Origin of the sequence: Mycolicibacterium fluoranthenivorans (genome assembly GCF_011758805.1) — a bacterium.
Classification (GTDB): domain Bacteria; phylum Actinomycetota; class Actinomycetes; order Mycobacteriales; family Mycobacteriaceae; genus Mycobacterium; species Mycobacterium fluoranthenivorans.
On the sequence record NZ_JAANOW010000001.1, the window covers coordinates 245,741 to 271,719 of the forward strand.

The 25,979-nt window shown below is 67.1% G+C and carries 25 protein-coding genes; 18 read left to right on the forward strand and 7 right to left on the reverse strand.

Annotated features, from left to right (window positions below):
• Positions 1 to 65: 65 nt before the first annotated feature.
• Complete coding sequence (locus FHU31_RS01255) at positions 66 to 689, forward strand: type 1 glutamine amidotransferase domain-containing protein (protein ID WP_167154876.1); 624 nt, start codon at positions 66 to 68, stop codon at positions 687 to 689.
• A gap of 84 nt (positions 690 to 773) precedes the next feature.
• Here the strand turns inward: FHU31_RS01255 and FHU31_RS01260 are convergent, their stop codons facing one another.
• The 6 genes from FHU31_RS01260 to FHU31_RS01285 all read right to left on the reverse strand — a co-directional run bounded on the left by FHU31_RS01260 (position 774) and on the right by FHU31_RS01285 (position 6,565).
• The gene (locus FHU31_RS01260) at positions 774 to 1,181 is read right to left on the reverse strand and encodes a DUF732 domain-containing protein (RefSeq protein ID WP_167154879.1); all 408 of its coding nucleotides are present in this window, start codon (positions 1,179 to 1,181) and stop codon (positions 774 to 776) included.
• Positions 1,182 to 1,362: 181 nt separating this feature from the next.
• Positions 1,363 to 1,950, reverse strand: a complete 588-nt coding sequence (locus FHU31_RS01265) for a TetR/AcrR family transcriptional regulator (RefSeq protein ID WP_167154882.1) — start codon at positions 1,948 to 1,950, stop codon at positions 1,363 to 1,365.
• 163 nt (positions 1,951 to 2,113) lie between these two features.
• Positions 2,114 to 2,947, reverse strand: a complete 834-nt coding sequence (locus FHU31_RS01270) for an SDR family oxidoreductase (RefSeq protein WP_167154884.1) — start codon at positions 2,945 to 2,947, stop codon at positions 2,114 to 2,116.
• Complete coding sequence (locus FHU31_RS01275; RefSeq protein WP_167154887.1) at positions 2,944 to 5,049, reverse strand: xanthine dehydrogenase family protein molybdopterin-binding subunit; 2,106 nt, start codon at positions 5,047 to 5,049, stop codon at positions 2,944 to 2,946. Before FHU31_RS01275 ends, FHU31_RS01270 begins: the two co-directional genes overlap by 4 nt.
• Positions 5,046 to 6,050: an FAD binding domain-containing protein gene (locus FHU31_RS01280; protein ID WP_167154890.1), complete on the reverse strand. Its 1,005-nt coding sequence runs from the start codon at positions 6,048 to 6,050 to the stop codon at positions 5,046 to 5,048. The genes FHU31_RS01275 and FHU31_RS01280 overlap by 4 nt, the downstream gene beginning before the upstream one ends.
• Positions 6,047 to 6,565, reverse strand: coding sequence for a (2Fe-2S)-binding protein (locus FHU31_RS01285; RefSeq protein WP_167154893.1), 519 nt, complete (start codon positions 6,563 to 6,565; stop codon positions 6,047 to 6,049). Before FHU31_RS01285 ends, FHU31_RS01280 begins: the two co-directional genes overlap by 4 nt.
• A 102-nt stretch (positions 6,566 to 6,667) precedes the next feature.
• Here FHU31_RS01285 and FHU31_RS01290 point away from each other — a divergent pair, with 102 nt between their 5' ends.
• From FHU31_RS01290 to FHU31_RS01350, 13 genes are all read left to right on the forward strand, one after another.
• On the forward strand, positions 6,668 to 7,684 hold the full coding sequence (locus FHU31_RS01290) for an amidohydrolase family protein (protein ID WP_167154894.1): 1,017 nt from the start codon (positions 6,668 to 6,670) through the stop codon (positions 7,682 to 7,684).
• Between the two features lie 6 nt (positions 7,685 to 7,690).
• Positions 7,691 to 8,170: a (2Fe-2S)-binding protein gene (locus tag FHU31_RS01295; protein WP_167154897.1), complete on the forward strand. Its 480-nt coding sequence runs from the start codon at positions 7,691 to 7,693 to the stop codon at positions 8,168 to 8,170.
• Positions 8,167 to 10,314: a xanthine dehydrogenase family protein molybdopterin-binding subunit gene (locus FHU31_RS01300; RefSeq protein ID WP_167154900.1), complete on the forward strand. Its 2,148-nt coding sequence runs from the start codon at positions 8,167 to 8,169 to the stop codon at positions 10,312 to 10,314. Before FHU31_RS01295 ends, FHU31_RS01300 begins: the two co-directional genes overlap by 4 nt.
• Positions 10,315 to 10,343: 29 nt before the next feature.
• Positions 10,344 to 10,952, forward strand: a complete 609-nt coding sequence (locus FHU31_RS01305) for a short chain dehydrogenase (RefSeq protein WP_167154903.1) — start codon at positions 10,344 to 10,346, stop codon at positions 10,950 to 10,952.
• A gap of 82 nt (positions 10,953 to 11,034) precedes the next feature.
• A complete protein-coding gene (locus FHU31_RS01310) occupies positions 11,035 to 13,776 on the forward strand; it encodes a helix-turn-helix transcriptional regulator (protein WP_167154907.1) in 2,742 nt (913 codons plus the stop codon).
• A gap of 159 nt (positions 13,777 to 13,935) precedes the next feature.
• Entirely contained in the window at positions 13,936 to 14,934 is a 999-nt protein-coding gene (locus FHU31_RS01315; RefSeq protein WP_167154910.1) for a substrate-binding domain-containing protein, read from the forward strand.
• An 8-nt stretch (positions 14,935 to 14,942) separates the two neighbouring features.
• Positions 14,943 to 15,950 (forward strand): ABC transporter permease, encoded by a 1,008-nt coding sequence (locus FHU31_RS01320; RefSeq protein WP_167154913.1) that lies wholly within the window; start codon positions 14,943 to 14,945, stop codon positions 15,948 to 15,950.
• Complete coding sequence (locus FHU31_RS01325) at positions 15,947 to 16,741, forward strand: ATP-binding cassette domain-containing protein (protein WP_167154916.1); 795 nt, start codon at positions 15,947 to 15,949, stop codon at positions 16,739 to 16,741. The genes FHU31_RS01320 and FHU31_RS01325 overlap by 4 nt, the downstream gene beginning before the upstream one ends.
• A complete protein-coding gene (locus tag FHU31_RS01330) occupies positions 16,719 to 17,639 on the forward strand; it encodes a PfkB family carbohydrate kinase (RefSeq protein WP_167154919.1) in 921 nt (306 codons plus the stop codon). The genes FHU31_RS01325 and FHU31_RS01330 overlap by 23 nt, the downstream gene beginning before the upstream one ends.
• Entirely contained in the window at positions 17,636 to 18,286 is a 651-nt protein-coding gene (locus FHU31_RS01335; RefSeq protein ID WP_167154922.1) for a nucleoside/nucleotide kinase family protein, read from the forward strand. Before FHU31_RS01330 ends, FHU31_RS01335 begins: the two co-directional genes overlap by 4 nt.
• A gap of 5 nt (positions 18,287 to 18,291) precedes the next feature.
• Positions 18,292 to 19,281 (forward strand): LacI family DNA-binding transcriptional regulator, encoded by a 990-nt coding sequence (locus tag FHU31_RS01340; RefSeq protein WP_208410330.1) that lies wholly within the window; start codon positions 18,292 to 18,294, stop codon positions 19,279 to 19,281.
• 34 nt (positions 19,282 to 19,315) lie between these two features.
• Entirely contained in the window at positions 19,316 to 20,338 is a 1,023-nt protein-coding gene (gene fbaA, locus FHU31_RS01345; RefSeq protein ID WP_167154928.1) for a class II fructose-bisphosphate aldolase, read from the forward strand.
• A gap of 27 nt (positions 20,339 to 20,365) precedes the next feature.
• Complete coding sequence (locus FHU31_RS01350; RefSeq protein WP_167154931.1) at positions 20,366 to 21,067, forward strand: MBL fold metallo-hydrolase; 702 nt, start codon at positions 20,366 to 20,368, stop codon at positions 21,065 to 21,067.
• A gap of 39 nt (positions 21,068 to 21,106) precedes the next feature.
• Here FHU31_RS01350 and FHU31_RS01355 read toward each other — a convergent pair whose 3' ends face one another.
• A complete protein-coding gene (locus FHU31_RS01355) occupies positions 21,107 to 21,529 on the reverse strand; it encodes a helix-turn-helix domain-containing protein (protein ID WP_167154934.1) in 423 nt (140 codons plus the stop codon).
• A gap of 82 nt (positions 21,530 to 21,611) precedes the next feature.
• Between FHU31_RS01355 and FHU31_RS01360 the strand changes: the two genes are divergently transcribed.
• The 4 genes from FHU31_RS01360 to FHU31_RS01375 all read left to right on the forward strand — a co-directional run bounded on the left by FHU31_RS01360 (position 21,612) and on the right by FHU31_RS01375 (position 25,948).
• Complete coding sequence (locus tag FHU31_RS01360) at positions 21,612 to 22,448, forward strand: class I SAM-dependent methyltransferase (RefSeq protein WP_167154937.1); 837 nt, start codon at positions 21,612 to 21,614, stop codon at positions 22,446 to 22,448.
• A 207-nt stretch (positions 22,449 to 22,655) separates the two neighbouring features.
• A complete protein-coding gene (locus FHU31_RS01365; protein WP_167154939.1) occupies positions 22,656 to 23,966 on the forward strand; it encodes an acyl-CoA dehydrogenase family protein in 1,311 nt (436 codons plus the stop codon).
• A gap of 157 nt (positions 23,967 to 24,123) precedes the next feature.
• A complete protein-coding gene (locus FHU31_RS01370; protein ID WP_167154942.1) occupies positions 24,124 to 24,561 on the forward strand; it encodes an RrF2 family transcriptional regulator in 438 nt (145 codons plus the stop codon).
• Positions 24,562 to 24,649: 88 nt separating this feature from the next.
• Positions 24,650 to 25,948, forward strand: a complete 1,299-nt coding sequence (locus tag FHU31_RS01375; RefSeq protein ID WP_167154945.1) for an acyl-CoA dehydrogenase family protein — start codon at positions 24,650 to 24,652, stop codon at positions 25,946 to 25,948.
• Positions 25,949 to 25,979 lie beyond the last annotated feature (31 nt).

Sequence of the window (25,979 nt, forward strand, 5' to 3'; positions counted from 1 at the left end):
TTCGGAACCGAAAGGCAGGGGTAGGCAACCATCTCATCCGAACGCAATCCAGTGGGGAGTTCGCCATGCGCGCTGAGGAAGGCGACGAGTCGATCGCGGAGTTGGCTGATTTCGCCGGACAGGCCGAACAGGCGCTGGAGGAGAGCATTGCGCGGTTGGAGGGCAAGAGGGTGGCGATACTTGCCACCGACGGCGTCGAGCGTCGTGAGCTGGAAGAACCTCGGGAGGCGTTGCGCGGCGCCGGGGCCAGTACCGAACTCCTGTCACTGCACGGTGGTTCGATCGGTATGCGTAGCCATGACTTGGAGCCGGCAGGGGAGACTCCGGTCGAGCGTGTGGTGGCGGAGGTGACGCCCGCCGAATTCGATGCGTTGGTGATTCCTGGTGGCACGGTCAATGCCGACAAACTGCGCAGTGATGCCAAGGCGGTGACCTTCGTGCATGACTTCGTCGAATCGGGCAAGCCGGTCGCCGTCATCTGCCATGCCCCGTGGACGTTGATCGACGCGGGTGTGGCCAAGGGACGGACGTTGACCTCCTACCCGAGTCTTCGCATCGATCTGCAGAATGCGGGCGCTTCGGTCGTGGACCGCGAGGTCGTGGTCGACGGAAACCTGATCTCCAGTCGTTCGCCCGACGATCTCCCGGCGTTCTGCGCCGCCATCGTGGAGGCCCTGGCCCAGAAGTGACCGCCTACGCGGCGGCGGCCGCGGCTCGACCGCGATCGAACAGCCGATTCGGCCGGCTCTCACACAGCGCAAGCGCGCCCGTGGTCACGGACAACTGGGATAGATCTTCATCACCGTCGAGACGAACAGATCCGCGACGGCCGAATCACCTTGTGACACCTGCGTATAGTCCCGCTTCACCTCCGCCACGGATTGCCCGTGCTGCAGCCGTGCGCAGATGAGATGTGCATCGCGCGCCGTCATGGACGGGTTCGCGATGCTGAGCCCGTGGGAGCGCAAGCTGGTCACCAGCTGCTGGTCATATTCGGCGAGGGCACCGGGGGCGAGCCCACTGGACGATGACGGCGAGGCCGTGGTCGCCGGCTGGCTCGGAAGGGGTGAACCGGGGGTCTCGTCGGCCTGCAGGTGGAGCGCAGCGAGTGTCGCGCCGCCGACCACCACCAGCGCGCCGGTGGCAGCTGCGATGGCGATGACTCCTCGGCGCGTGCCCATGAGACGGCAGCGTAGCCGGTCTGCCTCGTCGCGGTCATTTCCTGTCCGGCAAGCGAAGGTGTCGGCCTCTACGGCGCAAGGACGAGTGAATCCGATTGGCATGAAAAGCGATTCGCCCGCATGCCACTTCGGCGGCGCCGATGTTCGACATATCGGCGTGCCGGAGAACGCCGCACCGCCGTCAGCCGCCGAATGCCCCGGACAACAGTCTGCGCAACCTCTCGACCGCCGCGGTGTCCTCGATCTCCGCGTCGGCAAACCCACCGTGCAGGCTGGCGCCGACCATCACCGCGTAGAGCATCTCCACCACGGCAGCCGTGTCGGTGTCGTCGGCCAGCTCACCCCGCTCGACAGCGTCGCCCACCGCCGCTGTCAAGAATTCCAGGGCATCTTCGCGCGGTGCGCAGTGGCGATTCTTCAAGTCGGGGTGGCGGTAGGAGTCCAGGACCACGGTGGCGAAGAACGTGGCTCGGCGCCGGTCGGAGACGATCATCGCCGTGAACGCGGTGAGTTGCTCGAGCAGTGTCGTTTCGCGTGCGGCGGCCGCGACCGCCGCAGCGATATCAGCACTCGCCCCGGCCAGTACTCCGTCATAGACGGCCCGCTTGGATGGGAAGTAGCAACGCAGCGCCGGGCGCGTGACGCTCGCTCGGCGTGCGATCTCGCCTGTCGTCGCGCCTTCGTATCCGACTTCACCGAAGACTTCGCGGGCAGCCGCGATTATTCGCTCTCGCGTCTCTGATCCGCGAACTCCGATCGGCCGTCCCATTGGTCTTTGCACCAGATGCCCCCAGTGGCGATCTTGGCACGATTGTCCGCGGGACGCATCAATTATTTGCCAAAACTACAGATCCGTGCACGGATTCGAGTCAGTGCGGGACAACGGGGGAGAACCTCTCCCACAGCATGGGATCATCGCCGGAATCGAAACGCTACTGGGGGCCCGATTCTGCCGGGAAGTCAGCAGAGACCGCGTTGTCCCTCTGCGCCGAGACCTCGATCAGGCGACTGGACAAACCCTGGGTGATCAGAGTCCACGCATCGGAGCCGAGCACCAGGCGCCGCGGCGGCGGGTCCGCATCAGCGGCCCGAATGATTGCTGCGGCGATGAGTTCCGGGCTGTCGGTCATCTCCTCAGTTGTGGGTGGTGGTTGATCGGCCGGCCCACCCCGGTAGGGCGCACTCGCCGGAATCCGCTCGGCGGCATCGAAGAAGGTGGTGCGTACGACTCCCGGTTCGATCAGCGTGGTGGCGATGCGCAACGGCTCAAACTCGTAGGCGAGGGCGTCGTAGAAGCCCTCGATACCCCACTTGGTGGCGTGATAGACCGAGTAAGACGGAAAGGTGACCAGCCCACCCATACTCGACATCTGCATCAACAGGCCTCCGCCCTGCGCACGAAGGTGCGGTATTGCCGCGCGGGCAAGCTGGATCGAGCCCGTGAGATTGGTGGCGATCAACGCTTCGACGTGATCGTCCCCGAGATCTTCCGCCGCTCCGGACACCCCGTATCCAGCGTTGGACACGATGACATCGATACGCCCCAGATCGCCGAACGCCTCACCGACAACGTGGCGGACGGCGTCGGAATCGGTGACGTCAAGCGCGCGCCGCCACAACCGATCCCCGAAGTGTGCCACCAGGTCGTCGAGCTGTTCGGGCCGCCGAAGCGTCGCGGCGACGGTATCGCCGCGTCTCAATACCTGAAGAAGCAGCTCGCGGCCCATCCCACGGGATGTACCGGTGATGAACCAGGTCTTGGTCATGACGATCCCTCCAGCGCGCCAAGCAGTCTCCACGGCAGGATCGGCAGCTCGCGGACCCGGATACCCACCGCGTCGTGGACCGCGGCGGCCACCGCCGCGTCCACACCCGTGGCGCCGAGCTCGCCGATGCCGCGCGCACCGATCAGGCTGGCCGCGTTGTCGTATTCGTCGACGAACGACACGTCGATGTCGGTCGGGATGTCGGCGTTGACCGGGACCGCCACGTTCGACAGGTTCTTGGCCAGCCAGCGCCCGTGGACCCGGTCCTGGTCGCTTGCCTCCAGCGTGGCCTTGCCCCAGCCCCAGATGATGCCGCCGATCATCTGCGCACGCGCGGTCACCGGGTTCAGGATGCGTCCCGCTGAGTACACGCCGACCGCACGCCGCAGCCGGAGCAGCCCGAAATCGCGGTCGACCCCCACTTCTACGAAGATCGCGCCCCAGGTGCGCAGCGCCGAGGGCGTGTGCTCGCCGTCGAGATTCATGACGCCGCCCGGAGTCGCAAACCGGCCCTCGCCGATCAGCTCGTCGATCCCTTCGATGCCGCGGTCGGCGAGTTGCTTGACCACCTCGCGGGCGGCGGCGGCCACCGCGCTGCCGGCGCTCATCGTGGTCGCCGAGCCGTAGGACGGCCCCGCGGCCGGCAACTGTGTGTCACCCCAGCGCATTTCGATGCGGTCGAGCGGAACGCCGAGCTCCTCGGCGGCGATCTGACTGAGAATCGTTGTTGCCCCGGTGCCGATATCGGGCACATTGGCCTCGACCACCACCGAACCGTCGCCGCGTAACCGGACCCGAGCCGCGCTCGGAAAGCGAAAGCTGCCCATGGTGGAGGTCGCCATGCCGTGCCCGATCAGCCACGGCCCGTCGGTGCGCGCCCGTTCGTGACGATCTCGCCATCCGTATCGGCGCGCGCCTTCTGCGTAGGCCTCCCGCAATCGGTTGCTCGACCAGGGGCGACCGTCGGTCGGCGACACCTCGGCGAAATTGGCCAACCGCACATCGAGCGGATCCACCCCGGTGGCTTCGGCCAGTTCGTTCATCGCGGACTCCAGCGCCCACTGGCCCGCACCTTCGAGCGGTGCCCGCATCGGCGTCGGCACATTGAGGTTCACCCGTTCGATGAGCTGCCGGGTACGGATCGCGTCCGACGCGTAGAGGTTCCGGCTCGACAGCGTCGCGGGTTCGACATGGGTATCGACCATTCCGGCGTTGTTCACCGCGATGTGTTGAATGCCGGTGAGCCGTCCTGACGCCTCGGCAGCCAACCGCATCGTCTGTTCCATCCATGGCTGGTAGCCGACATTGCTGAACTGGTCGGCTCGGCGCAGGTGCAGCTTGACGGGTCTGCCGGCGATCCGGGCGGCCGCCGCGGCGAAGATCTCGTGCGGCCAGACGTAGCTCTTGGAGCCGAAACCCCCGCCGATGTGGCGGGCGATGACGCGGACACGGCCCGGGTCGAGGTCGAGTGCGGCAGCGATCACCGGCGGCACCGTGGAACTGGCCTGCACGGTGTCCCACAGAGTCAGGTCGTCACCGTCCCACTGCGCGACGGTGCCCGAGGTCTCCATGGCGTGATGATGCCGGGGCGCCAGTAGGTACGTCTGCTCGATGCGGACGACGGCGTCCGCCCAGGCGGCGTCCATGTCACCCTTGGTGAATTCCCCGCCGAACTCGCCAGGGGCCGCCTCGCGGGCGCCCGCACCGAGCAGCACCGGATCCGCTGGCGCGCAGTCGACCGACACCAGGGTGCGCGCGGCCTCGGCAGCCTCGACGGACTCGGCGATGACGATCGCGACCGGCTGCCCCTCGTAGCGAATCACGTTGTCGGTGAACGGCATGACGGTCACCCCGGCGGGTTCCGACAGCAGAGGGAAGTCCGGCAGGTCCGAGGCGGTGAGCACGGTGACGACACCAGGCGAGGACACCGCGGCGCCGGTGTCCACCCCGCGTAGCAGTCCGGCCGCCACCGGCGCGCCCACCAGGACGGCATACAGCATCCCCTCGGGGTGGTGGTCGGCGGTGTATCGGGCTGCGCCGGTGACCTTCGCCGTGGCCTCCACGCGGGGAAACCTCGTGATGGGCAGCTTGGTGGACGTCATGGCGTACCGCCGGCGATCAGCAGCGCTCGCACCGCCGCGCGCGCGGCCAGCACGATCTTGAAGCCGTTGTTGGGCAGGGGTTTCGCGGCCGCCATGGCCCGGGTGAGCACGGGCATCAGCACGGCCCGGTCCAGGGTGAGTCCGACGAGTTGGGGCTCGATGTCGGTCAGTCGCCAGGGCTTCTGTGCGACGGAGCCCAGCGCCACCCGGGCCGCGCGGATGACGCCGGCCTCGCTACGGACCGTCGCGGCGGCCGACACGATGGCGTATTCGTACGAGGCGCGTTCGCGAACTTTGACATACGCCTGCCCTTCCTCTGGGCACAACGTCAGGCGGTAGCCGGTGATCAGTTCGGCCGGCTCCAGACGGTGCTCGCGCAGCGGATCGCCCTGGGCGGCCGCCTCTTCCTGCGTCAGATGGAACTCGGTCATCGCGATGCTGCGGGTTCCGGCCGGACCGGTCACATCGACCTGTGCGTCGAGCGCAGCCAGTGCGACGGCCGGGTCGGACGGTTGGACGGCCACGCACTGCTCGGTCCAGCCGAAGATGGCCTGTCGCTCGTGATGGCCCGTCAGTGCCGAACATCCGCTCCCTGGGACCCGTTTGTTACAGGCCCACGGCAACGGTGCCTCCGCGCGAAAGTAGGGACATCTGGTGCGCTGCAGCACGTTGCCGCCCAGGGTAGCGCGGTTGCGAATTTGCGCGGATGCGGCCTGACGGCAGGCCGACGCCAACGCCGCAGCGCCGTTGTCGACTGCTGGGTGTGCGGCCAGATCGTTGAGCGTCGTCAAGGCGCCGATGAACAGCTCGTCACCGCGGCGGGTGATGCCGTGCAACTCGTCGACGGCACCGATGTCGAGGACGTTGTCGTCCTCCGAGATGCCCAGCCGCAACCAATTCAAGAGTTCCGTACCACCGGCGATCACGGTGGCGTTGCCGTGATCGAGGGTGGCCACGGTGGCGGCGACGTCGGTCGCGCGGGCATAGCCGAAATCCCTCACCGGTCGCGGCCCGTCGCGGCTGCGGCCAGGACCGCCGCGGTGATCTGGGGATACGACGAGCAGCGACAGATGTTGCCGCTCATCCACTCGCGCACGGTGTGCTCGTCGCTCGCGTGCCCGTTGGCGATGCACGCGACCGCGGACAGGATCTGACCCGGCGTGCAGTATCCGCACTGGAAGGCATCGCATTCGGCGAACGCCCGCTGGACCGGGTGCAGGTCCTCGCCCGGAGCGGCCAGCCCTTCGACCGTCACCACGGAGTGGCCGTCGCACTGTACGGCCAGCGTGAGACAGCTGTTCATGTGATCGCCGTTGACCAGGACCGTGCACGTCCCGCACGCCCCCTCGTTGCAGCCTTTCTTGGCGCCGGTCAAGCCGAGTGACTCACGGAGCCAGTCGAGAAGGGTGGTCCGCGCCTGTACTTCGGCGGTGACGTCGTCGCCATTGACGTGGAGGCGTATCGCAAGCCGCTGCGCGAATGTCACGGTCGGGTCGAAGGTGTCCTCGGCTGGCATGCGCCTCAGTTCAGCAGAGCCCCCGCGGTCGCGGACCAGTGATTGTCACTGGTTCGCGAAGCCACCGAACGAGGCAGAGTTCACCGCGTACGAGCAGGACGAATGAGCACTGTACTGACGAGCGGAGTCATGGTGAGCGGGCGGCAGACGACCGGTTTCGTGGACGTGCATTCGCACAACTTTCCCGTGCTCAGCACCGCTGGGCGGGAGCAGGAGCACGCCTGGTTGGCGGCCAATCGCTTCCTCGGCCCGCCGGCGCCAGAATGGGTGGCCGAGAAAGCGCTGGCGTTCATGGACGCCCACGGGATAGCACTGCAGCTGTTGTCCATGCCGGTGGATTCTCCGCTCGAGCGGGTACGGGATATCAATGATCGAGGGGCGGCGCTGGCCGATATGCTGCCGGACCGGCTGGGCTTTCTCGCGACCATTCCCTGCGGGGATCCTCGGGGGGCGGTCGACGAGATCACCCGCGCCGCCGATGAACTCGGCGCCGACGGTTTCGTGATGTCCACCAATACCGGAGGAACCTATTTCGGCGATCCGATCTATGACCCGGTGTTCGCCGAACTGGATCGGCGCGGTGCGACCGTCTTTGTCCACCCGTCGGCTCCTGCGGGACTCGAGTCGACGGCATGTGGCCGACCCGGCCCCGTGCTGGAGTTCGTGTTCGATACCCCGCGCACCGTGGTGGATGCGGTGTTCTCGCGGGTCTTCCAGCGCTACCCGAACATGACGATGATCCTCGCCCACGGGGGTGGCGCGCTGCCGGCGGTGTGGGCCCGGGTTGCGGCATTGGGCCCGTTGCCCTGGGTACCGAATCCGCAGGGGGTTACCGCCGAGGATATCCTCTCGCAATTGGCCGGCCTCTATTACGACACGGCGAATGCCGCCCACTCGTTGGGGCCGCTGCTCGAGCTGACCACCGCCGACCACATCCTGTTCGGCACGGACTATCCGTTGTCACCGCCGTCGGTGCACGAGGACTATCTGGCCGATTTTCTGACCTCCGCCGCGCTCAGCGATGCCGAGTTCAACGCGATCACTGCGAACACGTTCAGGGTGTTCCCCTCGCTGGACAAGCGGCTGTCCGGATCGGCAATGGGAACGACGGTGGCGTAGCGGCGTATGCACACGATCGAGGTAAATGGTGTGCGCCGGCAGGTCGACACCGACGGCGATACCCCGCTGCTGTATGCGCTGCGAAATCACCTTGGACTCAAAGGGACTCGGTTCGGCTGTGGGCAGGGCCTGTGCGGGGCGTGCCTGGTACTCATCGACGGGCGCCCGGACTACTCGTGCAGTGTGCCGATGTGGGCGGTCGACGGCCGTACGATCACGACGATCGAGGGTCTGGGCACACCTGAGCGGCCCCATCCGGTTGCGCGTGCCTTCGTCGCGGCTCAGGCGGCACAGTGTGGCTATTGCATCTCCGGCATGGTGGTCGGTGCCGTCGGGCTGCTCACGGACAACGATCATCCGACCGAGGAGCAGGTGCGAGCCGGTCTGGACCGCAATTTGTGTCGTTGCGGCGCCCACAACCGGATCGTCCGCGCGGTGCTGGCCGCGGCCGAAGAGCTCCGGGGCGCAGCGCAGGCGATGGAATGACAACGCCGGACGTCCGCGAGCTGCCCACCTCGCTGCGGGCCAACCCGAGACTGGGGGCGTGGCTTCGAATCCTGCCGACTGGGGTGGTCGAAGTACGTTCGGGCAAGGTCGAACTCGGTCAGGGCGTACTGACCGCGCTGGCCCAGATCGTCGCTGAAGAACTCGATGTCGACGTAGCCCGTGTTCGGATGCTCGATGCCCAGACCGGGCTGTCTCCCGACGAGGGATACACCGCGGCCAGTATGTCGGTGCAGCACTCCGGTGCGGCACTACGCGTCGTGGGCGCCGAAGCCAGAGCGATCTACCTCGACGTGGCCGCGGAACGACTGGACGTGGCACGCGGTGCGCTCGATGTCGGCGACGGTACCATCACCGCTGTCGACGGCAGGTCCACCAGTTACTGGGAACTCGCCGACGACGCCCTGTTGGACCGTGACGCCACCGGCGCGTTCGAACCCAAGGAGCTCAGCTCCTATCGGGTGGTGGGTACGAGTGTCCCGCGCGTCGATCTACCAGAATTACTGTGCGGCACACCCAGGTTCGTGCACGACATGACTTTTGACGGGATGCTGTACGCACGCATGGTGCGGCCGCCGTCGCGGGGGGCCACCCTCAGCGAGGTCGATGCCACTTCGGTGACTGAGGTGGATGGAGTCGTCACCGTCGTCCGCGACGGCAACGTGCTCGGCGTCATCGCTGAACGCGAAGAAGTCGCGGTGCACGCCGCCGAGCTGCTGCAGGGGAACAGCACCTGGGTCGAGCGCCCCACCTTGCCGGATGAGGACCACCTCGCGGCGTTCCTGACCTCCGCGCCGGCCGAGTCGACGGTGCTCGCCGAGTTCGCAGCCACCGTCCCCCCGGACCCGGCACGACAAGTCGCCGCGTCGCATGAGGCCGTGTTCCACCGGCCGTACCTCGCCCACGCGGCGATGGGACCCTCGTGCGCCGTGGCCCGTTTCGAGGTGGGTGAGCAGCCGACTCTTGAGGTGTGGAGCCACAGCCAGGGTATCTACGTGCTGGGGCGAGAACTGGCCCGTGCCTTCGGTATCGACCAGCACCACATCACCGTGCACCACGTCAAAGGGCCTGGCTGCTACGGCCACAATGGTGCCGATGACGCGGCCATGGACGCGGTGATGATGGCGATGGCCGTGCCGGGCCGTCCGGTCCAGGTGGCGTGGTCGCGCGCCGATGAACTGACGTGGGCGCCTTTCGGTCCGGCATCGGTGGTGCGCGTGGCGGCCGACGTCGATGCACGCGGTGAGGTACTCGATTGGCGGCACGAGATCTGGGGAAGCAGTCACAACACCCGGCCGGGGTTCGTGTCGCCGATCGGGCTGCTCGCGGCCAGCCACCGCCCGGATGGCCAGGACATCGTCGCAGGACCCGAGGCCCCACTCCAGCTCGGCGGCGCGGCCGGCCGTAATTCCGTACCCGGCTATGCCTTCCCCGCCCACCGGGTGATCAACCATCAGATACTGGCGATGCCGCTGCGTACCTCGGCGATGCGCGCGTTGGGCGCGTTCGTCAATGTCTTCGCCATCGAATCGTTCATGGACGAGCTGGCCGAGGCCGCCGGACGGGACCCACTCGAGTACCGCCTGAGCCACTTGCAGGATTCGCGCGCCCGGTCAGTGATCGATTCGGCGGCACGGCGTTTCGGTTGGGACCAGTGGACGCCCGCGGAATCGTTCGGGCGTGGCATCGGCTACGCCCGGTACAAGAACAGCAGCGCATACTGTGCGGTGATCGCCGAGGTCGAAGCGGTCAGCGAGGTTCGGGTGCGCCGGCTCGTCATCGCCGTCGACGCCGGGTTGGTGATCAATCCCGACGGTGCTCGGAATCAGATCGAGGGCGGCGCGATCCAGGCGACCAGCTGGGCGTGCAAGGAACGAGTCCGCTTCGATGGGTTGACGATCACCAGCGTTGACTGGGAGAGCTACCCGATCCTGCGTTTCTCCGAAGTGCCGCACGTGGACGTCGAGTTGATGCCCAGCGACGGTAATCCCAGTCTCGGGGTCGGGGAGACGTCACAGGGGCCGACCGTCGCCGCCATCGCCAATGCCGTGTACGACGCGTTGGGCGTGCGGGTGCGGACGTTGCCACTGACCCAGGACCAGATCGTCGCCGCGATGCCGGACTGAATACGCAAACCAGGAGAGGCTGAGACCCGATGAAGGTTGTGGTGGTGGGAAGTGGTGCGCTCGGCGGCGCGGTCCAACAAGTACTGGCCGAGCATGGATACGAGGTGCTCACCGTCGGTCGCACCTCTGGGATGTTTCGCGCCGACCTCAGCGATAGGGCCAGCCTCGATGCCTTGTTCGCCAAGCTTGGGTCGGTCGACGCGGTGGCCAACGCGGCCGGTGACGTGTTTCCGGCGCCGCTGCCTCAGACCACCGACGACCATTGGACGAAATCCTTTGCCGCCAAGGGAATGGGTCAAATCAACCTCGTCCGCGCGGGCTTGCCCTTCATCGCCGACAACGGGTCATTCACGTTGGTGTCCGGGGTGCTTGGTGACGAAGTGGCCCCGGCCTGCACGGTCGGGGCAACGGTCAATCGGCTGGTGGAGGGCTTTGTTCAAGCCGCAGCCTCCGAGTTGCCCCGCGGTGTGCGAATCAACTGCGTCAGCCCGACCGTATTGACCGAATCTCCGGCCTACTACGATTTCTTTCCGGGGTTCACTCCGGTGCCGGCTCTGGAAGTCGCCCACGCCTACCTCCGCGCGATCGCCAACCCGATCACCGGACGAATTCTCAAATTACACAAGACCAACGCCTGAGTCGGCTTGGCAACGGTGGCCTCGCGACGTCCCGGCGTTCGCTGACGTCGACTCTGGGCCCGCGTCGTGCGACGATTCCCGCGTGGCACTGGTGGGCAGACACCGCGAGCAGCAGGCGCTCGCCGAGCTTCTGGCCGCCACGCGCCGGGGTCAAGGCGGCGTCGTCGTGTTGCGGGGTGAGGCGGGCATCGGCAAGACCGCGTTGCTGGCGAATCTGGTCGAGGGCGCGTCGGGTGTCCGTGTACTCCAGATCAGCGGCGCCGAGACGGAACTGGAGCTCGCGTACGCCGGCGTGCAGCAGTTGTGCACGCCGGTGATGGGACTGATCGGTCGGTTGCCCGGACCGCAGGCCGACGCTTTGCAGGTGGCTTTGGGGCGCAAAGCCGGGGTCGCACCCGACCGGCTCCTGGTCGGGCTCGCGGTGTTGACGCTGTTGGGTGAGGCCGGCGCCGCCGCCCCGGTGCTCTGCGTCATCGACGACGCCCAATGGGTGGATTCCGCATCGATGCAGGCGTTGGCCTTGGTCGCTCGGCGGATCTTGGCCGACCCGGTGGCCATGGTGTTCGCCACCCGCGACTCAGGTGCCGACCAGACCTTGGCCGGTCATCCCGAGCTGGTGCTTCGGGGTCTGGCCGACCACGAGGCCCGGCTCCTGCTGGCCAGCGTGGTGCCGGGTCGGATCAACGACCGGGTGCGCGAGACGGTGCTCAGCGAGGCCGCTGGGAACCCGCTCGCGCTGTTGGAACTGCACAAAGCCCTCACGCGGGACGACTTGGCCGGCGGCTACGGGCTTCCGAACGCTACGTCGACGCAGACGCAGATCGAGCGCACCTTCGTCCGGCAGATCGAAGGGCTGCCCGCCGACACGAGACTCCTACTGCTGGTGGCTGCTGCCGAGCCGGTGGGCCGACCGGAATGGCTCTGGGCGGCCGCCCACCGACTGGGCGTCGGCCGGGAGGCGGTCGCGGCGGCGGAGGCCGCCGGCCTGATCGTCGCGGAAGGCGGTGTTCGGTTTCGCCATCCGTTGATCCGCACAGCGAGCTATCGCAGTTCGTCGGCCTCCGCTCGACGTCGAGCACATGCTGCGTTGGCTTCGAGCATCGCCGGGTCGGCTGCCGACGACTACCGCGCCTGGCACCGGGCCCACGCCGCCGATGCACCGGACGCGCAGATCGCCGACGAACTGGAGCATTTGGCGCACCGGGCACGGGCACGCGGCGGAATCGCCGCGGCTGCGTCGTTCCTGGAGTTCGCCGCCGGCCTGACGCCGGATCCGCCCGGGCGGGCCAGGCGTGCGCTGGATGCCGCCATGGCCAAACTTGACGCGGGCATGCCTGATCCGGCGGCTCAGTTGGTCGCCACGGCGCAAGACACCACCGACGATGAACTCGTAGTCGCCCGTTGCGAATTGCTTCGCGCCAAGATGGCGTTCGCGGCGAGCCGCGGCGTCGATGCCCCACCACTCCTGCTGGCGGCGGCCAAGCGCATCGGGCTGCTTGATCCTCTGGAGTCGCGCAAGGCCTACCTCGGCGCCGTGATGGCTTCGATCCTCGTCGGCCGGATGTCGACCGAGCAGCACAATTCGGCGCCGGCCGTCGCCGCTGCCGCCCGTGGCGCACCACCGGCGCCACGCCCCCCGCGCGCCATCGACCTGCTCCTGGACGGCCTCGTCGTGCGCCTGACCCGTGGCTACCCACCTGCGGTGACCTTGCTGCACGACGGCATCAGTGAGTATCGGCGTGAGCTCGAGGCCGGGGCGATTGACGCCCGCTGGCACGACCTGACGTCTCGGGTCTGCCTGGATCTGTTCGACCAGGATTCCTACAACTTCCTCGTTGCACGTGAAGTCGAGGAGCTGCGCGCCGCCGGGGCGTTGACCATGCTGCCGGTGGCCCTGGTGACCTACGCCGGAATCTGTGTCACGGCAGGAAAGTTCGAGCAGGCCGCCGCAGTCCTCGAGGAGTCCGCTGCCATCATCACCGCGACCGGCGCTCCGGTGCGGCCGTTGATCAACACCTACCTTGCCGCGTACCGCGGGCAGGAGCAGCTCTGCCGGGAGGGCGTAGACGCAACAATCAAGGAAGCGGAACGCCGCGGTGAAGGATATGACGTCTCGGTGGCGCTGTACGCGGAGGCCGTCCTGCACAGCGGGCTGGGCAATTACCGTGCGGCACTTGACGCAGCCTCATCCGGGGCGCGATTCGACGACCTGGGAATGTGCGGCTATCTGCTGGCAGAACTGATCGAGGCCGCGGCGCGGTGCAACGAAGACGACGCCGCGGCCGAAGCGCTGGAGCGGCTACTCGAACGAACGAACGCCAGCGGTACTCCCACGGCCCACGGGATAGGTGCTCGCTCAACGGCATTGACGTCAAGTGGGTCGGTCGCCGACGCGGCTTACCGCGAGGCTCTCGCGCATCTGGAGCGCAGTCCCGCCGAGGTCTATCTGGCGCGCACCCACCTGATCTACGGTGAATGGCTGCGCCGGGAGAAGCGGCGCGCGGACGCGCGCGAACAACTTCGAATCGCCCATGACATGTTCACCCGAATGGGCGCGGAGGGCTTCGCCCACCGGGCACGTCGGGAACTCACGGCCACCGGCGAAACGGTGCACACCCGTGTCGCCACCGAGACCACGTCCGAGCTGACGACGCAGGAGAACCACATCGCGCGCCTGGCGCGCGATGGCTACACCAATATCGAGATCGCCGGGCAGCTGTTCATCAGCCCACGCACCGTGGAATGGCACCTGCGCAAGATCTTTGCCAAGCTCGGCGTCGCGTCGCGTCGCGAGCTGCGAACCGCGCTGCTCGACGCGCCCTGAGGTTGGTAGTGGCGCCGACCGGTGCGTCCCGGGTCAACTCACCGGGCCGCACATCGGCCGGAACCAATTCGCGAAAGCGCATGCGCAAGCGCTTGCCTACCCCTAGGCTGCCGAAGAACGTCGCGTGATCGGCGTCACATCCAGGACAAGGGGGTCCGCATGTTCGACAAGCGCAACAAGGGCACGCTCGCAGTAGGAGCGGTGCTGACGGCCGGCTCGCTGGTACTCGGACTCACCGGTTGCGGCGGATCGAGTTCGGGCAGCGTCAAGGTCGGCCTCATCACCAAGACCGACTCGAACCCGTACTTCGTGAAGCTGCGAGAGGCCGCGAAGGCGCAGGCCGACAAGGACGGCGCCCAGCTGATCGCCCTCGCGGGTGCGTTCGACGGTGACAACGAGGGTCAGGTCGCGGCCATCGAGAACATGGTCGGCCAGGGCGTGAAGGGCATCCTGATCACCCCGAACTCCTCCACCGGGGTGCTCGACGCGATCAAGAAGGCGCGCGACGCCGGTGTGGTGGTCATCGCACTCGACACCGCCACCGATCCCGAGGACGCCGTCGACGCCACCTTCGCCACCGACAACAAGGCCGCGGGCGTCAGCCAGGGCAAGTGGGTCAAGGCCGCGCTCGGTAACACACCTCCCCAGGTCGTGATGCTCGATGGCACCCCGGGTGGCACCGTCGACACCTTCCGGCACGACGGGTTCCTCGAAGGCTTCGGTATCACCAACGACTCACCGGAGATCGTCGGGCGGGAGAGCACCAACGGCGACCAGACCAAGGCGCAGACCGCGATGGAGAACATCCTGCAGCGCGCCCCGGGCGCCAACGCGCTCTACACCATCAACGAGCCCGCCGCGGCCGGTGCGTACCAGGCGATCCAGTCCGCCAACCGCGCAGGCCAGATCACCATCGGGTCGATTGACGGCAGCTGCACGGGTATCGCGGACGTGAAGTCGGGGAAGATCGGCGCCACCGTGCTGCAATTCCCGGCCAAGATGGCCGAGCAGGGCGTCGACGCCGTGGTCAAGTTCGCCAAGGACGGCACCAAGCCGAGCGGTTTCAACGACACGGGCTCGCAGCTCGTCACCGACAAGCCGGTTCCCGGACTCGAGTCGAAGGACACCGCCTGGGGCGAGAAGAACTGCTGGGGCTGAGCCGAGTCATGACCACCGGCGCACCTGCGACAGCATCAGCGACGGCAAAGCCCTCGGTATCGAGCCGGTTCAACGCGGCAAGCATCCTGCGTGAACCATTGCTCGGTCCGCTGGTGGCGCTGGTCATCGCGATCATCATCTTCAGCGCGGTCTCGGATTCGTTCCTCAACCCGCAGAACGTCTCGCTGATCCTGCAACAGTCCGTGGTGGTCGGCATTCTGGCCGTGGGCCAGACGCTGATCATCCTCACCTCCGGTATCGATCTATCGATCGGCGCGGTCGCCGTTTTCGGCACCATCGTGATGGCCCAAACTGCCGGCGCGGCAGGACCGGTCGTGGCGCTGGGGTCGACGTTATTGGTGTGCATGGTGTTCGGGGCGCTCAACGGCGGGCTCGTCACGGTGCTACGCCTGCCGCCGTTCATCGTCACGCTGGGCACGTTCACCGCGATCCTGGCGGGCACCCGGCTGCTCGCGGGTTCGCAGACCTACCGCGTGCCGCAGGGACCGTTGACGTTCCTCGGCACGTCCTTCCGGATCGGATCGTTCTCCACCACCTACGGCGTGCTGGCGATGCTCCTGGTCTACCTCGCCATGGGGTACGCACTGTCCCAAACCGCTTGGGGGAAACACATCTACGCCGTCGGCGGTAACCCGCAGGCGTCGAATCTGTCCGGAATCAAGTCCGGGCGGGTGCTGTTCTCGGTCTACCTCACCACGGGCGTGATCGCCGCCATCGCCGCGTGGGCGGCCCTGGGCCGCATCCCGAATGCCGACCCGAACGCGTACCAGAACGCCAACCTCGAGACGATCACCGCGGTGGTCATCGGTGGCACCAGCCTGTTCGGTGGGCGCGGCGGGGTCGGCGGAACACTGGTGGGCACGTTGATCGTCGGTGTGCTGCGCAACGGTCTCACCCAGGCCGGCGTCGACAATCTGTACCAGAACATCGCGACCGGAATCCTCGTGATCGTCGCGGTGGCAGTGGATCAATTCGCGCGCAGGAGATCACAATGACCCCTCAGGCGACAGGCGCACCCGTCCTCGAAGCCCGCCGTCTCGTCAAGAAGTACGGCAACGTCACCGCCATCAACGGCGCCGACTTCGAGCTGCGCGCGGGCGAGGTGCTCGCGGTGATCGGTGACAACGGTGCCGGGAAGTCCAGTTTGATCAAGGCCCTGGCGGGCGCGGTGATACCGGATTCGGGCGAGATCCTGATGAACGGAACACCGGTGTCGTTCAAGAGCACCCGAGACGCCAGAGCGGCCGGAATCGAGACGGTGTACCAGGATCTCGCGGTGGTGCCGGCCCTGGACATCGCGTCGAATCTGTACCTCGGACGCGAGGTCCGGCGAAAGGGCATCGCGGGCAGCCTGTTCCGTCGCCTGGACATGCCGAGAATGCGTCAGGAGGCATCCCAGCACCTGGCGGATCTGAAGATCGGCATCAAGTCCGTGAACCAGGCCGTCGAGACGTTGTCCGGGGGTCAGCGCCAGGGCGTCGCGGTGGCGCGCGCGGCGGCCTTCGGCCGCGGGGTGATCATCATGGACGAGCCGACCGCCGCGCTCGGGGTTCGGGAGTCCGGACAGGTCATCGACCTGATCAAGTCGATCCGCGACCGCGGTATCCCCGTGGTGCTCATCAGCCACGACATGCCGCACGTGTTCGAGGTGTCCGACCGCATCCACATCCACCGGCTCGGGCAACGTGCCGGCGTCGTCGATCCGAAGAAGCGCTCGATGTCCGAGGTGGTCGCGCTCATGACCGGTGCAGAGGAGCCCACCGATGAGGAACGCGCCGGACTCTGAGGGGGCGCCGGTCGGGGTCTTCGTCGGACTGGCGACCCTCGACGTGATCCACCGGATCGGAGCAGCCCCTGCGGTCAACCAGAAGATCACCTCCACCGCGCAGTTCGTCGCTGCGGGTGGACCAGCCGCGAACGCCGCCGTCACCTTCGCGGCGCTGGGCGGCCGCGCGATCCTGGTGACCGCGCTCGGCGAGGATCCCGTCGCCGATGTGATCCGAGCCGATCTCGCGGCGTACGGCGTGCGGGTCGTCGACGCGGCGACCGGTACCAGCCGGGCGGTGCCCGTGTCATCGGTGGCGGTCGTCGAATCGACGGGTGACCGGTCGGTGGTCTCACTCGACGCGGTCACCTCCGACGCGTCACCACCGCCAGGCCTGGGTGAGCTGCTGGCAGACGCCGACGTGGTGCTCGTCGATGGCCACCACCCACTGATCGCCCGGGCTGCCGCGGAATTCGCGGCGGCCCGGGGCGTCACCCTCGTCGTGGACGCCGGCCGATGGAAACCGGTGATGGGTGAGCTGGTCAGCTACGCGACGGACATGGTGTGCTCGGACGACTTCCGGATGCCGGGCGCCGACGACCCCGCGTCCACCGCAGCGGCGTTGGTGCGCAGCGGTGTTCGCACCGTCGTCACCACGCACGGCGGCGAACCCGTGCAGTGGTGGTCCGCCGGCGAGCGCGGGTCCGTGCCGGTGGAACCGGTGGTGGTGGTCGACACACTCGGTGCCGGCGATGTCTTCCATGGTGCATATTCGTACTTCTCGACCCAGAGCGGGCGCGGCGTGGCCGAGCGCATCGATCGCTCGGCTCGGGTGGCCGCTCTCCGGTGTTCGGTCATCGGACCACGGGCGTGGCTGAGCGAACTCCCCACCCAGCAGACTCGAAAGCGAGAACGGTGACCATCGAGCGAGACGTACAGGACGCCACGTTGGAGGAGCTCGTCGAGTGGGCCACGGCCCTCGTCGTTCCGGGCGAGCGCCGCATTCTCGGCCTGACCGGCGCCCCCGGAGCCGGGAAGTCCACCGTCGCCGAACGTCTCGTCACCGCGCTGGGCCCGGACACCGCCGTGCTGGTCCCCATGGACGGTTTTCATCTGGCCAACGAAGTGCTGATCGACCTGGGCCGTCGGGACCGTAAGGGTGCGCACGACACCTTCGACGACGACGGGTATGCCCGGTTGATCGCCGCCCTTCGGGCGCAGCGCGCCGACGACGCGATCGTGTACGCGCCCCGGTTCCGGCGCGAACTCGAAGAGTCGATCGGCTCGTCCATTCCGGTCCCGCCCACGGTGCCCCTGGTCGTCACCGAGGGCAACTACCTCCTGCTGGAATGCGACGCGTGGCCCGCGGCGCGAGCCTGCCTCGACGAGGTCTGGTTCCTGGCCCCCGACACCGACGTTCGTCACGCCCGGCTGGTCCGCCGACACGAGGCGCACGGCAAGTCCCCGGAGGACGCGGCGTTCTGGGCGTTCGGGTCCGACGAACGCAACGCCCAACTGATCGAGTCGACCTCAGGTCGCGCCGACCGAATCGTGCGTCTCCGGTGACCACGATGGGCGATGTCGCCCGTATCGCCGGCGTCTCGGCCTCGACTGTCTCGCACGTGCTCAACGGCACCCGCAAGGTCGACACGGCAACGCGGTTGCGCGTCGAGGCGGCCATCGAGCAGACCGGCTACCGCCGCAACGTGGTGGCGCGAGCACTGGCGGCCGGCCGCACGCACACGGTCGGGCTGTCGATCTCCGCGTTGACCAACCCGTACTTCGGGAGTCTGGTGCACGCGGTGGAACGTGCGCTCTCCGATGCCGGGTACGTCCTGATCGTCGGAGATTCCCACGACGACGTCGACTCGGAGCGACGTGTCACCGACTCGCTGCTGGACCGGCAGGTCGACGGGATGATCGTGGCGCCGGCGGCCGGCTCGGAGCGGGTCACCCTCCCGCAGGTCACCCGCACGGGAACCCCACTGGTCCTGATCGATCGCTGTGTCGACATCGCCTGCGATCAGGTCGGTCCGGAGAACTTCTCCTCGGCGCAGTCGCTGACCGAGCACCTGCTCGACCTCGGACACCGGCGGATCGGCGTCGTACGCGGCCTGGCCGGGATCTCGTCGACCACCGAGCGGTTCGACGGCTACACCGCGGCCCTCGCCGAGCGCGGTATCACGGTCGACGCCGATCTGGTGGTGGACGGCCAGTCCAGCACGGACGTGGCGGAACGCGAGGTCTGCGAGCTGATGTCGCGCGCGGACCGGCCCACCGCGCTGGTGTCCCTGAACAACGCCATGACCATCGGCACACTCAAAGCGGTGCGCAGCCTCGGCTTGTCCATCCCGTCCGACGTGGCACTGGTCTGCTACGACGACTTCGAATGGTCGGATCTCTTCGAGCCCAAGCTCACGGCGGCGGCGCAGGACGTCGAGACGATCGGCGCCACCGCGGTGGAACTGCTGCTGCGCCGGATACGAGGGCACGATGCCGAGCCGCAACGGATACGGGTGCCGACGACGTTTCACCATCGCCATTCGTGCGGCTGCGCGTGATACCCAACCCCGCCCTCTTGACAGGACCCCCACCATGCCGATAGCCACCCCCGACCAGTACGTGGCGATGCTCGATCGGGCCAAGGAGGGCGGGTTCGCCTATCCGGCGATCAACGTGACCAGCTCCCAGACGCTCAACGCTGCGTTGCAGGGCTTTGCGGAGGCCGACAGCGACGGCATCATCCAGGTGTCGCTCGGCACGGCACTCTACTTGTCCGGCAACGTGGTTCAGAGCCGCTTCGCCGGGTCCAGGGCCCTCGCGCTCTACGCGCACGAGGTCGCCTCGCACTACCCGGTCACGGTGGCCCTGCACACCGATCACTGCCCCGCCGAGCACCTCGACGACTGGGTCCGGCCGCTGCTCGCCGATGCGCTCGAGCGTCGCAGCCGTGGCCTCGACCCGCTCTATCAGTCGCACATGTGGGACGGATCGGCGGTGCCCCTGGACGAAAACCTGCGTATCGCAGCGGAATTACTGGAGGCGTCGGTAGCGGCGAACACGTTGCTGGAGATCGAGGTCGGCGTGATCGGCGGTGAGGAGGACGGCATATCCCATGAGATCAACGAGCAGCTGTACTCCACCGTCGATGACGCGCGCGCGACCATCGAGGCGTTGGGCGCGGGGGAGCGCGGCAGGTACCTGACCGCGTTGACGTTCGGCAACGTGCACGGTGTCTACCACCCGGATTCGGTCCAGCTGCGCCCGGAACTTCTGCAGGAGATCCAGACCGTCATCGGCGGGGAAGTCGGGCGGTCCAAGCCGTTCGACCTCGTCTTCCACGGCGGATCGGGGTCGAGCTCCGAGGACATCGCGTCCGCGGTTGCCAGCGGTGTGGTCAAGATGAACATCGACACCGACACCCAGTACGCGTTCACCCGGTCGATCGCCGGGCACATGATGGGCAGCTACGACCAGGTGCTCAAGGTCGACGGCGGCTACGGCAACAAAAAAGCCTACGACCCGAGATCATGGGGCAAACCGGCCGAACACGCGATGGCAGCGCGGGTCGTCGAGGCCGCGCAGACCTTGGGTTCGGCCGGCCGGGCCATGCGTTAGTCGATCACGTGGAAGGCTGGAGCCACTATGAATCAGGACTGGGAGTCGCTCGCGACGGGCGTCTACCGCTGCCGGCTCCAGTTTCTTGACGTCACCGTGGGGTTGGTCTTGGGCGACGACGGTGCGTTGCTGATCGACAGCGGAACCACGTTCGAGGAAGCCCGCTCGATCGAGGCCGATGTGCGCCGTTTCGACCAGCGCGGAGTACGCCATCTGGTGCTCACGCATGACCATTTCGACCATATCCTCGGCTCCGCGGTATTCGCCGAGGCCGCCGTTCACGCCATGCCGGCCGTCGCCGAAACGATGTTGCACCGCACCGACTACCTGCGGTCACACGCCCTCGAATATGGTGCCGCGGAGGCGGATATCGACGCGGTGATCGCGGCGGTACGCATTCCGGAGCACCTCTGTGCGCAGGCCTCGATCGAGCTCGGCGACCGCACCGTCGAGGTTGAGCATCCTGGGATCGGCCACACTGACCATGACCTGGTCGTGCGGGTGCCGCCGCTGCACGCTACCGACCCGACAGTGCTGTTCTGCGGCGACCTGGTCGAGGAGTCCGGCGATCCCTCGGTGACATCCGGGTCCGATGTGACCCAGTGGGCGCTGACGTTGGACCGGGTCCTGGAAATCGGCGGACCCGGCGCCGTTTACGTGCCGGGGCACGGTGCCGTCGTCGATGCGGAGTTCGTTCGGCGCCAGCAGCAGTGGTTACGTGCGCGGTGAGCCAACTCCACCGTGAGCAGACCCAAGCGACACCAGGCTCTACTTCGGGCGCCTGCTGCGCGCCCACTCACTGAGTAGTCCGCCTGCGGCGAGGTCGAGGTAGCCGCGGAAGGTCGGGCACTCCAGGTGATCCGGGGCCGGGCAGGCCGCGGCGTGCTTGAGTGCTGTGCTGATGGCGGTGAGTGTGCTTATGGTGCTGTCGATCTCGGCTGCTCGGGCGGTGAGAGCCGTTCGGTTGAGCTGCAGTGGTCCGCCGGGGGTGAGCATCGTGGCGATCTCGTCGAGGGAGAAGCCGGCAGCCCGACCGAGCGTGATGAGCGCCAGCTTGTCGAATACGTCAGGGGCGAAGAGGCGGCGTTGGCTCCGGCGACCGACGGAGGCGATCAGGCCCTTCTCCTCATAGAACCGGAGCGTCGAGGCCGGCAAGCCCGAGCGCTTCGCGACTTCGGAGATGTCGATCACCGCTCGTGGGCTCCTCTTGCGCTCAAGTTGACTTGAACTGAAATTGTGGGTCAAGTCCAGTTCGTGAGCAAGGGAGTCGACGATGACCGAGCGGGTGAACGCTGCTCAGCTACAGGCATGGAACGGCGACAACGGCCGAGCGTGGGTGACGTTGCAGCCCGTACTCGACCAGACACTGAAGCCCTTCGAGGACCTCATCGTCGACTCCGTGGCCGCGGCGGCCGAACCGTGCGCACGAATCCTGGATCTGGGCTGCGGCACCGGTGCCACGACACTGGCCCTCGCCGAGCGCGTGGGGGGCCTCTGCACCGGAATCGACATCTCCGAACCGATGATCGAGTTGGCCCGAACGCGGGCGCGTGAGCGGCAGTTGTCCGTGGACTTCATCATCGGTGACGCACAAGCGTTTTCCTTCCCGGCACAGACCTTTGACGTCCTGGTGTCCCGCTTCGGGGTGATGTTCTTCGACGACCCCATCGCGGCATTCGGAAATCTGCGTCGCGCCACCCGCCCCGGTGGCCGACTCACGTTCGTGTGTTGGCGTCATCCGAAGGACAACCCGTTCATGACCACTGCCGAACGTGCGTCGGCGCACCTGCTGCCGGACCTCAAGCCCGTGATCGCGGGGAGCCCTGGGCCGGTCGCCTTCGCCGATCCGGATCGGACCCGATCCGTTCTGAGCGCCGGCGGGTGGACCGGCATCGATATTCGCCCGGTCGACGTCACCTGCACCATGCCGGAACACGACCTGTTGCCGTACCTGACCCAGATGGGATCGGTCGGCCGGGCACTGCGGACCGTCGATACCCAGACACGTGCTGAGGTAATCGCCGCACTTCACGAGGCGTACTCGGAGTTCGTCGTCGACGGCGAAGTGCGCTACCCCGCGGCGTGCTGGATGGTCGAGGCGCGTGGCTGACAGCGCTGCTTCGACGGCCTCTCCTTCTCATGGATTACACGCGCCTCACATGGCAACGGGACGTGCCGTGAGGCAGGTGTAATCCGCAGCAACGCCGAGGAAACGCAAGAACACGGTATTTGAAATACCGATTTAGGAACCTCTGGTGGTCTGCCTCTACGGCGCGGCGGACCTTTGCACTGCGTTCCCACACACACCGGAGTAGCCATGACGATCAACTTCACCATGTCCGACGACCAGCGAAAGCTGCAATACGAGGTGCGCACCTTCGCCGAGGAGGTACTGGCGCCCGCGGTCGCGGCCGCGGATGCCGAACCCGATCCGCTGAAGGGTTTTCAACTGACCAAACCGGCCTACGTCGAGGCATATCACGCTGGCATCGCGATGTGCATGTTGCCGAAGGCGTATGGGGGCGGCGGGGTTTCATGCGTCGACCTAGTCATCGCCGCAGAAGAGATCTGCGTCGTCGATCCCGGTTTCGCCTGTACCGTGCTGTGCAACGGACTGGGACTCATGCCGATCGCCTGGTACGGCAGCGACGAACAGAAGGAGCGCTTCCTTCGGGCCGCCACGTCCGACCCGACCGGCGAATACCTCGGCGGTTGGACCGCCAGTGAGCCGCCGGGAAACCCCTCCGGGACAGCGAACTTCGATATCCAGCTACCACGGCCCGCGGGCGTGGGGTTGACCGCCGTCCGTGACGGTGACGACTACGTCGTCAACGGTCGCAAGTACTGGCCGTCGTCGGCCGGCTGGGACGAACGGGGCGTCGACGCCGGGACACTGATCGTTCGGACCGACTCTGAAAGGGGTGGCACCGAAGGACTCTCGGCACTGGTCCTGGAGCGTGATACCCCGGGGGTCACGTTCCGCCACCTCGACAAGATCGGTCACCGGCTCGCGTCCAACGCCGAGATCGTGTTCGAAGACGCCCGCATCCCGGCCGCCAACCTCTTGCCGGGCGCGCAGGGGAACGGCGATCTGGTGATCAACCGCAACTTCGCATGGTCGGGTCCGGTCGCGGCGATCGCCGCCGTCGGCATGGCCCGCGCCGCGTACGAAATGGCGCTCGACTGGGCCAAGAACAACACCGCCGGCGGGATCGCCCCGATCATCGGGTTCCAGAACGTCGGCTACGTGCTCGGCGACGTGGCCGCCAAGATCGAGATGGCCCGCACGTTCTCCTGGCGGGCCGCCGACTACCTCGACAAGCACGATCAACACGCCGAGTTGGTCGGAGCCATGAACAAGATCCAGGTCACCGAGTTGATGTTCGACTGCGTCTACAAGTGCATGCAGATCGTCGGCGTCAACAGCCTGGAAACCAAGAACGGATTCGGCAAAATCTTGCGCGAGGCAGCGGTTCTGCCGATCTACGACGGGGGCAACATGGGCATGCAGCGCCGTCGGGTGCACGGCATCATCGCCGATCCCGACTTCAACCCGCGCGCGATCATGGAGGACGAGTACGTCAAGTTCGGCAAGCAGCACGAGAGCATCGGCACCATGGCCGGCTGAGGTGGAAACCACCGCCCGGGTCCGACGGTGTCCACACCGTCGGACCCGGCAGGGTGGGTCGGCCCGCCGCCGTCGAGCGGCCACGGGCAAACCGCGCCGCGGAGGATCGACCGTGGCACAGTAAGACGGTGCAATCGTCAAGGGAAGCCGCGGCCACATGAAGCACACCAACCACGCCGACTACGCATTACGGGTGCTGCTCTATCTGCGCGTCGCACCTGACAGGCGCGGGTCGGTCGCTGAGATCGCCGCGGCCCACCGAATCTCCCGAAACCACTTGGACAAAGTGGTCCAACGGTTGTCGGCGGCGGGGCTGGTTCGGACGACGCGTGGACGCTCAGGCGGCGTCGAACTGGCCCGCGACCCCTCCACGATCAGCGTCGGCAACGTGATGCGCACCATGGAATCGGACTTCGCCGTCGTGGAGTGCCTCGGCCCTGCCCGCTATTGCCGGGTCGCCGGGGTGTGCGGGGCTCGGAGCGTCTTCTCCGATGCCTTGGAGGCCTACTTCGAGGTGCTCGATCGGTCGACGCTGGAAGACATCGCGAGCAATGACTACGGGCTGCGCGGCGCCTTGGGGCTCACGAGCGGCTGAGCGTTCCCCAGACCCATCGACACCCTCGGCCCCGGCCGGGGCGGCTACCCACAGGTTCGTCGAGCCGCCGGCGATAAGGAGCAGCTGCATGCCCATCGACTTCGCGATGACCTCCGAACAGCGCGCGCTCAAACGCCGGGCGCGGGAGTTCGCGACGGAAGTACTGCGCCCGGTGGCGGAGCGCGCGGACGGGTTGGGCGACCCCCAGGAGGCGTTCCTGGCCATGCGCCCGGTGTATCGGCACGCCGCCGAGGCAGGTTTCACCACCATGTTCTTACCCCGCCAATACGGTGGGGGAGGGGCTTCGAATGTCGATTTCCTCATCGCGATCGAGGAACTCTGCGCGGTCGACCCCGGATTTCCGACGACGATCCTCGTCAACGGCCTGGCCTTGATGCCGATCCTGTGGCACGGCAGCGACGAACAACGCGACCGGTGGATCACTCGAGCGGCCTCCGACCGTGACGGCTCCTTCCTGGCCGGCTGGGTGGTCAGCGAACGTGGCGGCACCGCCAACTTCGACCACCCGAGCCCGTCAGCGGGCATCCAGTTGCTGGCCCGGCACCATCCCCGGCAAGGGCGATACACGCTCAACGGCGAGAAGCACTGGCCGTGCAACTCCGGCGGTTGGGACCTCCAGGGCGCCGACCTCAATGTCTGCGTCGCGCGCACGGACTGCACCAGGGGCAGCGCAGGTGCGCTGAGCGTCTTCGTCGTTGAAAGGGGCACGGCCGGCATCGAGTACGAAGTCATCGACAAGCTGGCCCACCGGACCTGCCAAAACGTCACCATGACATTCCGTGACGTGGTGGTGCCCGAGACGAACGTCTTGGCCCACGGCGATGGTGATCTGTTGATCAACCGCAACTTCACCTGGTCCGCTCCGATAGCCAGCATTGCCGCGGTCGGCGTGGCGCGCTGTGCCTACGACTTCGCGCTCAAGTGGGCGAAGACCTACACCGGTGGCGGTTCTGCCCCGATCATCCACCACCAGGCGGTCGGCAACCTGCTCACCGAGGTCGCGGCGCGCATCGAGGCGGCCCGCTACTTCTGTTGGAAGGCGGCGCATTATCTGGACAGCCATCCCGCCCAGGGGCATGCGCTCAGCGGGATGAACAAGACGTTCTGTGGAGATTTGATGCAGAGCGTGGTCTTCGACTGTATGAGGATCGTCGGGGTGAATGCGCTCGACAAGCGCTTCCCACTTGCGAAGCTGTACCGGGAGGCCGTCGTCTTCCCGCTGTACGACGCCGGAAACCTGGCCATGCAGCGCCGCCGAGCCTGGGGGGCCATGGCCCACCGGGACTTTTCGACCGATACCTTCGCCGATGATGAGCCGTTCGAGTTCACCAGGGAAATGCAAGGATTCGGCACCGTACCCGGCTGACGGCGGGTGGCTAGACGCAGCCGGCCCCGTC

Excerpts from the sequence above, each read along its gene's own strand:
- FHU31_RS01305 (WP_167154903.1), top strand. The coding sequence starts at position 10,344 with ATGAAGGTTGTGGTGGTGGGAAGTGGTGCGCTCGGCGGCGCGGTCCAA.
- fbaA (WP_167154928.1), top strand. The coding sequence starts at position 19,316 with ATGCCGATAGCCACCCCCGACCAGTACGTGGCGATGCTCGATCGGGCC.
- FHU31_RS01295 (WP_167154897.1), top strand. The coding sequence starts at position 7,691 with ATGCACACGATCGAGGTAAATGGTGTGCGCCGGCAGGTCGACACCGAC.
- FHU31_RS01350 (WP_167154931.1), top strand. The coding sequence starts at position 20,366 with ATGAATCAGGACTGGGAGTCGCTCGCGACGGGCGTCTACCGCTGCCGG.
- FHU31_RS01320 (WP_167154913.1), top strand. The coding sequence starts at position 14,943 with ATGACCACCGGCGCACCTGCGACAGCATCAGCGACGGCAAAGCCCTCG.
- FHU31_RS01265 (WP_167154882.1), bottom strand. The coding sequence starts at position 1,950 with ATGGGACGGCCGATCGGAGTTCGCGGATCAGAGACGCGAGAGCGAATA.
- FHU31_RS01325 (WP_167154916.1), top strand. The coding sequence starts at position 15,947 with ATGACCCCTCAGGCGACAGGCGCACCCGTCCTCGAAGCCCGCCGTCTC.
- FHU31_RS01360 (WP_167154937.1), top strand. The coding sequence starts at position 21,612 with ATGACCGAGCGGGTGAACGCTGCTCAGCTACAGGCATGGAACGGCGAC.
- FHU31_RS01275 (WP_167154887.1), bottom strand. The coding sequence starts at position 5,049 with ATGACGTCCACCAAGCTGCCCATCACGAGGTTTCCCCGCGTGGAGGCC.
- FHU31_RS01365 (WP_167154939.1), top strand. The coding sequence starts at position 22,656 with ATGACGATCAACTTCACCATGTCCGACGACCAGCGAAAGCTGCAATAC.
- FHU31_RS01260 (WP_167154879.1), bottom strand. The coding sequence starts at position 1,181 with ATGGGCACGCGCCGAGGAGTCATCGCCATCGCAGCTGCCACCGGCGCG.
- FHU31_RS01330 (WP_167154919.1), top strand. The coding sequence starts at position 16,719 with ATGAGGAACGCGCCGGACTCTGAGGGGGCGCCGGTCGGGGTCTTCGTC.
- FHU31_RS01375 (WP_167154945.1), top strand. The coding sequence starts at position 24,650 with ATGCCCATCGACTTCGCGATGACCTCCGAACAGCGCGCGCTCAAACGC.
- FHU31_RS01285 (WP_167154893.1), bottom strand. The coding sequence starts at position 6,565 with ATGCCAGCCGAGGACACCTTCGACCCGACCGTGACATTCGCGCAGCGG.
- FHU31_RS01290 (WP_167154894.1), top strand. The coding sequence starts at position 6,668 with ATGAGCACTGTACTGACGAGCGGAGTCATGGTGAGCGGGCGGCAGACG.
- FHU31_RS01270 (WP_167154884.1), bottom strand. The coding sequence starts at position 2,947 with ATGACCAAGACCTGGTTCATCACCGGTACATCCCGTGGGATGGGCCGC.
- FHU31_RS01340 (WP_208410330.1), top strand. The coding sequence starts at position 18,292 with ATGGGCGATGTCGCCCGTATCGCCGGCGTCTCGGCCTCGACTGTCTCG.
- FHU31_RS01370 (WP_167154942.1), top strand. The coding sequence starts at position 24,124 with ATGAAGCACACCAACCACGCCGACTACGCATTACGGGTGCTGCTCTAT.
- FHU31_RS01255 (WP_167154876.1), top strand. The coding sequence starts at position 66 with ATGCGCGCTGAGGAAGGCGACGAGTCGATCGCGGAGTTGGCTGATTTC.
- FHU31_RS01315 (WP_167154910.1), top strand. The coding sequence starts at position 13,936 with ATGTTCGACAAGCGCAACAAGGGCACGCTCGCAGTAGGAGCGGTGCTG.
- FHU31_RS01300 (WP_167154900.1), top strand. The coding sequence starts at position 8,167 with ATGACAACGCCGGACGTCCGCGAGCTGCCCACCTCGCTGCGGGCCAAC.